The following is a 7699-nucleotide window of genomic DNA, read 5'->3' on the forward strand; positions in this document are numbered from 1 at the left end:
TTTACAGCTATAATGATGCCGACCTGCTGAAAGAATTGGTCAATTACCGACCAAACGGAACCATTCTCAGCCGTTACACTTACACCTACGATAGCAGAGGCAATATCACCGACATCATCGGCTCGGAAGGAACCCTAACCTATCAGTATGATGACCTAAGCCGCCTAACCAGGGAAACCCTGCCGGACTCAACCATCATCGAATACAGCTATGACGCGGCCGGTAACCGCCAAACCAAAACAGTAACCCAAGGCGGAACCAGCCAAATTGTCATCAATCAAAACCAACAGAGCTATGAATATGACACACTCAATCGACTACAGGAAGTAAAAAATCCCGACGGAACAACCCAGGCAACCTTCACCTATGATGCCTTGGGCCGAAGAAGCAGCATGACAAGCGAAGGCAACACCGTCAACTACCAGTACAGCGGCAGCAAAGTAATCTGTGAAACCGATGCCAACAACAACGTCCTGGCATGCTATAATTATGACGGATACGGCAACCTGATCAGCATGACCAGAAACGGTAGCACCTATTATTATCACTACAACGGTCATGGTGACGTCATAGCCCTCACCGATACCAGCGGCAATACAGTCGCCACCTACCAGTACGATGCCTTTGGCAACGTGTTAAACAGTACAGGGACAGTAGACAACCCCTATCGCTATGCCGGCTACCGCTATGACGAAGCAACAGGCCTCTATTATCTCAATGCCCGTTACTATGATCCGGAAACAGGGAGATTCACCACTGCGGATACCTTCCATGGCTATGCCGGCGATCCCCAGAGCCTAAACCTGTACGCTTACTGCTACAACAACCCGTTAGCATACGTAGATCCTGACGGACATGATCCCTGCTATTGTCCCAGAGACCCTGTGCAAGATGATATAAAGGCAATCTATGATTTCCTGATCGGAGATGATATCAATACCCTTCTTAGCCCTGAGGCCAGTACGGGTGCGAAAATCATAGCTGGATTAAGTATTGGGAGCTACGTTGTTGGCGGAGAGGTTATAACTAAAGGGCTCAAGCTGGCTGGTAAAGGTGTGAAGCTGGCACTGAAGGCAAAGAAGGGGATGAAGGTTTTAGAGGAGGCGGGTGAAGCTGCCGATAACATTGTCATAGGAAGCTTTGGCAAGAATACCGTTGGCGCAGCAGAGAACTACATTCCTAAAAACATTGAAATGGTCAAAGATAAATTTTTGAAGAAAAATGGTATTAATGCACATGCTTTAAAAGAGGATTTTATTGGTAAGAAAAATATTGCACATCATGATATTTATGTGGATAAAGATTCAGGAATGTTATGGATTTATAAAAAAGGTGGGAAAGGGGAGCCTATACCAACTTATGAGTATATTAAGTGATAGGAGGTTCTATGAGTACAACTGTAAACGTGGAACTTGTAATTTCAGGTGACGAATTTGATCCATCTACGATATCAAGAATATTAAACTTGATGCCAACACAAAAATGGAAAAAAGGAGATTTGGTTAAGAATAGATATGTGCGAAGAAATGACTCTACTTGGAGTATAGGAATAGGACATCAAGAATCAAGTGATATTCGTGAGCAAATAACAAACCTTTTAAAAGTAATTGGTGGAAAAGAAAATGAGCTTTTTCGGCTACAGAAACAATATGAGGTAGAAATCCTTATTCTTGTAACTATTAATGTTTACGATTCATTAAAACCAGTAATATCATTCAATCATGATATTTTGACATTTGCAAATGCAATAAATGCAACCATTGATGTAGATATGTATAATTTTTGATTTTTTCCCGCTAGCATTCTTCCATCTGTAGTGCTCCCCGTGTCAAGAATTTTTCTAAAAATAAAGCTACACTTATACTCCTCTCTTCATTAAAAGTGCTGCTTATTGTCCTTATCATCGCTTTCGTCATTGTACATCCTTTGGACCTTAGAATTTCAAGGGTTCGCTGACGCCGGGCTATCGCTCACCCTTGAAATTCAGGCCTCAGGCTGGTATCCAGTAATCAAACGGTAATTATGGGCTTTTCTGGAGTTAACTGATCAAAATATATTTCTGCCGACTTCCTGTAGCCAATACTTTGATGTGACCGTACATAATTATTTTCATCTAGGCCGATGGAAAACCCGATGACTGGACGGTATGTGACCCTTGTGCAATATTTCATCAGAACGTTTTTTCCGGGAATTCCAGTGTTCGAGTATTAAATGACGGAACATTTTCGGATGTTTACCTATCCCAGCACGTTAACCTATCCCTGCCGGCCAACAGCGATCTCACCTTATCAGGCTGGTCCCAGGCATTTTTAGCGGATCCCAATGGCGGTTTTTACGGGCTCAGAGTAGAAGTAGAATATGCCGACAGCACCGCTGAAACCTTTGATTTTGACTCTAATAAAGGGGTTCATACCTGGGAACAAATAGTAGGAAATATCCACCTAGCCAAAGCAGCCTCAGGAATAACAATCAAATGTAAATATGATAACCAGAACGGTTTCGTATGGTTTGACAGCCTCCGTTTACAGGAAGGCAAAAGCAGCACAGAGATTCAATATGATCCCTCAGGTAATTACCCCCTTGCCGTAACCAATGCCTTAGGTGACTCAGTGGGTATGCAGTATGATAACGATGGCAACTTAACGCATGTCACCGATCCTGCGGAAAAAACCACTACTTTCGCTTATGATAATTTAGGGCGCATGAAAAACGTCAACGGAGTATTAGGAAATAATGCCCAATACACCTATGACGGAAACGGCAATTTAACGACCGCTACCGATCCCGGAAACCAGACCTTTACCTATGGCTATAACGAAATAGATGCAGTAGCCAGCATAACCGACCCCTTGAATCATACTACCAACTTTTCCTATGATAAAACAGGAAATCTCCAGGGAATGTCCTATCCGTCAGGAAACACCATAAACTTTGCCTACAATACCGCAGACCGCCTTGAAGAAGTAAAATACAACGGGAACCCCAGATACAGCTATGAATATGATCCTAACGGCAACTGTACCAAAATGACCGATAAAGAAACCAGCCAAAGCACAACCTATGAATATAACGAACTAGATGCCCTGAAAAAGGTGATCAAACCCGGGATCCAGCAGATAGATTATGCCTATGACAATGAAACCGGCGGCAGGTTTAGCGGCCTAAGCGGACAAATCGGCAGTGTCAATTACAATGCCAATTACAGCTATGACGAATTGGGACGAGTGCGGAAAGTCACAGGAAACGGCATAAGCGCCGAATATCTCTACGATGAAAACAACAAAGTCGCTTCCATCAAACTGGGAGACGGCAGTAATAGCCTTTACAGCTATAATGATGTCGGCCTGCTCAAAGAACTGGTTAATTACCGACCGGACGGAACAATTCTCAGTAAATACAGTTACATCTATGACAGCAGAGGCAACATCACCGACATCACCAGCCCGGAAGGAAGCATAAACTATCAATATGATGACCTAAGCCGCTTAACCAAGGAAACCCTGCCGAACTCAATCAGCATAGAATACAGCTATGACGCAGCCGGAAACCGTCTCGCCAAAACGCTAACCGAAGGTGGGACCAGCCAAATTGTCATCGCTGATAACGAGCAAAGCTATGCATATGATGCGGTCAATCGACTACAAGAAGTAAAAAATTCCGACGGAACAACCCAGGCAACCTTCACCTATGATGCCTTAGGCCGAAGAAGCAGCCTGACAAGCGGGGGCAACACCGTCAACTACCAGTACAGCGGCAACAAAGTAATCTGTGAAACCGATGTCAACAACAACGTCCTGGCATGCTATAATTATGACGGATACGGCAACCTGATCAGCATGACCAGAAACGGCAGCACCTATTACTATCACTACAACGGTCATGGTGATGTCATAGCCCTTACCGATACCAACGGCAATACAGTCGCCACCTACCAATACGATGCCTTTGGCAACCTACTAAACAGTACCGGAACAGTAAACAATCCCTATCGCTATGCCGGATACCGCTATGACGAAGCAACAGGCCTCTATTATCTCAATGCCCGTTACTATGATCCAGCAACAGGCAGATTCACCACTGCGGATACCTTCCAAGGCTTTGCCGGCAATCCCCAGAGTTTAAACCTGTATGCCTACTGCTACAACAACCCCGTGGTATACGTAGACCCGAACGGACATTCCCCCTCTCCCTGCTATTGTCCCAGAGACCCTGTGCAAGATTGTTTGATTGCAGTCTATAATGCCCTGATAGGAGATGATATCAATACCCTTCTTAGCCCTGATGCCAGTACGGGTGCGAAAATCATAGCTACATTAAGTATCGGGAGCTACGTTGTTGGCGGAGAGGTTATAATTAAAGGGCTCATGCTGGCTGGTAAAGGTGTGAAGCTGGCACTGAAGTCAAAGAAGGGGATGAAGTTATTAGAGGGAGCGGCAAAGATTGGAGAAGGCGGTATTTGCTTTACCGATGAGACTTTAGTCAAAACAGAAGACGGATATAAGCAAATACAGGACATTAAAGTAGGAGATAAAGTCTATTCGGAAAACGCTGAGACAGGCGAAATAGGATTGAAGAAAGTTAAAAACATTTTTGTCAATGAAACTGATAGGCTTATACACGTTACTATTAAGGGTGCAGAAATAAGAGCTACACCTACTCATCCATTCTGGGTTGAAGGAAAAGGCTGGACACCCGCAGGAGAACTAAAAGTTGGAGATAAAGTACAGTTATATTCTGGTGTAACCGAGGTTACAGCAGTAGAACTTGAGTCACTCAAAGAACGAATAAAGGTATATAATTTTGAGGTAGAGGACTGGCATACTTACTTTGTTTCGAAAAATGATGTTCTTGTTCACAATACTTGCTTCCAGGGGGTAAGTAAAGCTGAGGGTAAAATAGTTGTTGATCCTGCTGGTAATGCAATGCCCCTAAAACCAGGTCAGAAGATTGAAGGAAGACCGGATGGTAAGATGTGGCAAGTTAAAGATGAGAATGGTATCCCAACAGGTGATAGATATGATGGTTTAGGACATCCAAAACAGGCTGATCCTAAAGCTCAGGTGCCTCATGGACATAGGGTTGATGAATTTGGAAATCCATTACTTGATGAAACAGGTAACCCACATTTGCCAGCATATCCGCCTAAATAATACAAGACAAGGAGAAAAATAATGGAGTGCTTTGTTTGTTCTAAAAATTCTGGCGAAGGATATTTATGTGAAGAGCATGCAAAAATATTAAAAAAAATGCTTGATGAAAAAAAAGGTATAGTTGAATCACCAGAATGGATGCATCATTGTGTGATTTGCAGCGAATACCAGAACAGAGTATTAGTAGAGTATACACAGGCAGGCTACTTTTGTGATCGGGATATAAATGAAGAATGGAATAGATATTCAAGTATCTCACTGAAAAATTCAGATTAAATTAACTGCAATATTACAGAAATGAGCAGTTGAAGAATGAAAATGTATAAATAATTACTTCCGGCCATATTGTTCACAACAATACTGACTGCATAATGATAATTCTGCATAGAGTTTCACATTACAACTATTCCAACAAACTTAGAAATAGCAAGGGTCCGGCATAAAGTTAGCCGGGCCTGCTTCTTTATGTAGTGAGTTTACCACCAACATTAGCAGTAAGTAAACTGAAGAGATAGTATGATGATATATTGTAGTAGATGGAAAAATAGCTGCCACCCTAATAAGTGACTACAGTTTCACATTTAAGGGGGCGGGTAAAGCTGTTCATAATAATTCGTTAAAAACTACTAATCCTGCTTTTGGTTATACTTTAAGAGATAGGAATGCTGGTAATATATTGAAATATGGAGAGACCACAAACTCATCTCACAGATATACTAAAAAATATTTACAAAATAATAACGCTGAAATGCAAATAGAAATACAAGGAACGAAGAGAGAGATGCACCAATGGCAGCATGAACAGATATTGGATTACAAGAATATTAATAATGAATTAAGGCCGCCATTGAACAAAAGTGATTATTAAATACAGGAGGTACTATCCTATGGATATTTTTATGAGCGGTGAAGTAGACAAACAAGTAGGCGATATCTATCGAGAGATAAGAAAGGATATTGAAGAAAACCTCAAGGTTTTGAAAGATAATTATTATGGTAGTGAAGTAACAATAATAGGAATTATTCCTATTATTGTCAAGCTTACTCTGGAATTAGAAGCTGCAGGATTTTTTAAGGAAAGACAGCAATTTAACGCAAAGAAAAAGGAAGCAGACTTTAGACTGAGAATAGACCTTGATAAGTTTGTTAATAGTAGCTCCCAAATAAGAAAAATGATGGTGGTCAAGAATATAATTGAGTCAATCAGGTTACTAAAAAGAAAGGCAAAAAAAGATTTTCATGGAGAAAAGTTAGAAAATGATATTCTTAACTTACTAGGGATTAGTGCATGTGAAATAGATAATTTAGTTATTTAAGGAATGGAATGAAGTTTTTTGAAAACATTCCCACCCTTATATTGGGGTGAAAAAAACTAATATTGTTAAAAACCATTCAATAAAAGTACCTCTAAATCCTTGTCAATCTACATTTTTGGGTAGCTTTAGCAAGCCCTAATCTAGTTTCTGTTAAGTTAGATAACAGACCAGAGGGGGGCTGTCCTGAGACTTTAGTTTCTGTGCAGCCCCTGCTCTATTTAGTTAATCTTACCACGATCACTCAAATTGACGGTACGAAAATCACTTTTAATTCTTCAGGGAAAATAATCAGCATTACAGATAAAAACAATAATATTACAACCTATAACTACAACACCGGTACAGGAAAACTGGAAAGTATTACGGATCCATCCGGGCGGGCTATTAGCTTTTCCTATAATGCCAACGGAAACATAGAACAGGCAACTGATCCTGCCGGTAAGACTGTGCACTACACTTATGACGGGAATAACCGTTTAGTCTCGTGTCTTGATCAGGAGAACAAGACTCTTGTCTATCAATATAATACTGATGATAATTTAACCAGGATTACTTATCCCAGGGGCAATTACATTAGCTACGGTTATGACGACCAGGACAGAGTAACTGCGGTAACCAGGACAATTACCGTTAACGGTACACCAACCACAGCTGTCTCAGTGATAGCCTACGATCCGGCCAATAAGCGGACAACGGTTACTGATGCCAATGGTGTGGGCGCTCACTTTAACTGACGTTAAAGGAGCGTCTTTTTCTTGACTTGTTTGGCGTTGCCGTTGGATAATGGTTGTCATGTGTCAAAGTAGATCGCATGACAATCTGAAAAGAAGGATAAAAGAAAGAGGAAACATCATTGGCCGGCCAGCCTAGTTTCCTCTTTCCCATTGGTTACTACCAATTTGAGTTTACATGAAGAAATATGGACTGTCCAGTTATATATTGAAAAGTTTGTCCATGGTTGTCCTAATCACTTGCGTCCTAAGGTGTGTCCTCATTGCTTGGCAAGGGCGATGTTGCATAAACATGGAAGTTTTAAACGAATCGTGTATACCTTGTTAAAGGCGTACGTCCTATCAATCTATCGATTTAAATGTTGCGAGTGTGGAAAAGCTACCTCATTTCTTCCTAACTTTATGAAGGAACACCATCAGGTGGCGTGGGAAGTTAAAGAAGAAGTGATCCGTCAACAGTTAGCTGGGGTATCTTTGGTGAAAATCGCGGAAAATCTCGTGA

The 7699-nt window shown here is 41.4% G+C and carries 7 protein-coding genes; all 7 read left to right on the plus strand.

The genetic code is table 11. The features are described from left to right. A partial coding sequence (locus JL57_RS35100; RefSeq protein ID WP_291300369.1) for an RHS repeat-associated core domain-containing protein occupies positions 1–1376 on the plus strand: 1376 nt, incomplete at its 5' end. An 11-nt stretch (positions 1377–1387) separates the two neighbouring features. Beyond that, complete coding sequence (locus tag JL57_RS20765; RefSeq protein WP_034143880.1) at positions 1388–1786, plus strand: DUF4279 domain-containing protein; 399 nt, start codon at positions 1388–1390, stop codon at positions 1784–1786. Positions 1787–2549: 763 nt separating this feature from the next. Next, entirely contained in the window at positions 2550–5150 is a 2601-nt protein-coding gene (locus tag JL57_RS35105; protein WP_291300371.1) for a polymorphic toxin-type HINT domain-containing protein, read from the plus strand. 21 nt (positions 5151–5171) lie between these two features. Then, positions 5172–5426, plus strand: coding sequence for a hypothetical protein (locus tag JL57_RS20775; protein ID WP_034143881.1), 255 nt, complete (start codon positions 5172–5174; stop codon positions 5424–5426). A gap of 611 nt (positions 5427–6037) precedes the next feature. Next, positions 6038–6466 carry an Imm44 family immunity protein gene (locus JL57_RS20785; RefSeq protein WP_034143882.1) on the plus strand — a complete coding sequence of 143 codons (429 nt, stop codon included), beginning with the start codon at positions 6038–6040 and terminating at the stop codon, positions 6464–6466. A 200-nt stretch (positions 6467–6666) separates the two neighbouring features. Continuing rightward, positions 6667–7200, plus strand: coding sequence for an RHS repeat protein (locus JL57_RS20790; RefSeq protein WP_034143883.1), 534 nt, complete (start codon positions 6667–6669; stop codon positions 7198–7200). A gap of 264 nt (positions 7201–7464) precedes the next feature. Then, positions 7465–7699, plus strand: a 235-nt coding sequence (locus JL57_RS35110) for a DUF6431 domain-containing protein (protein ID WP_291300370.1), incomplete at its 3' end; no start/stop codon positions are given.

The organism is Desulfosporosinus sp. BICA1-9, from assembly GCF_000802135.1.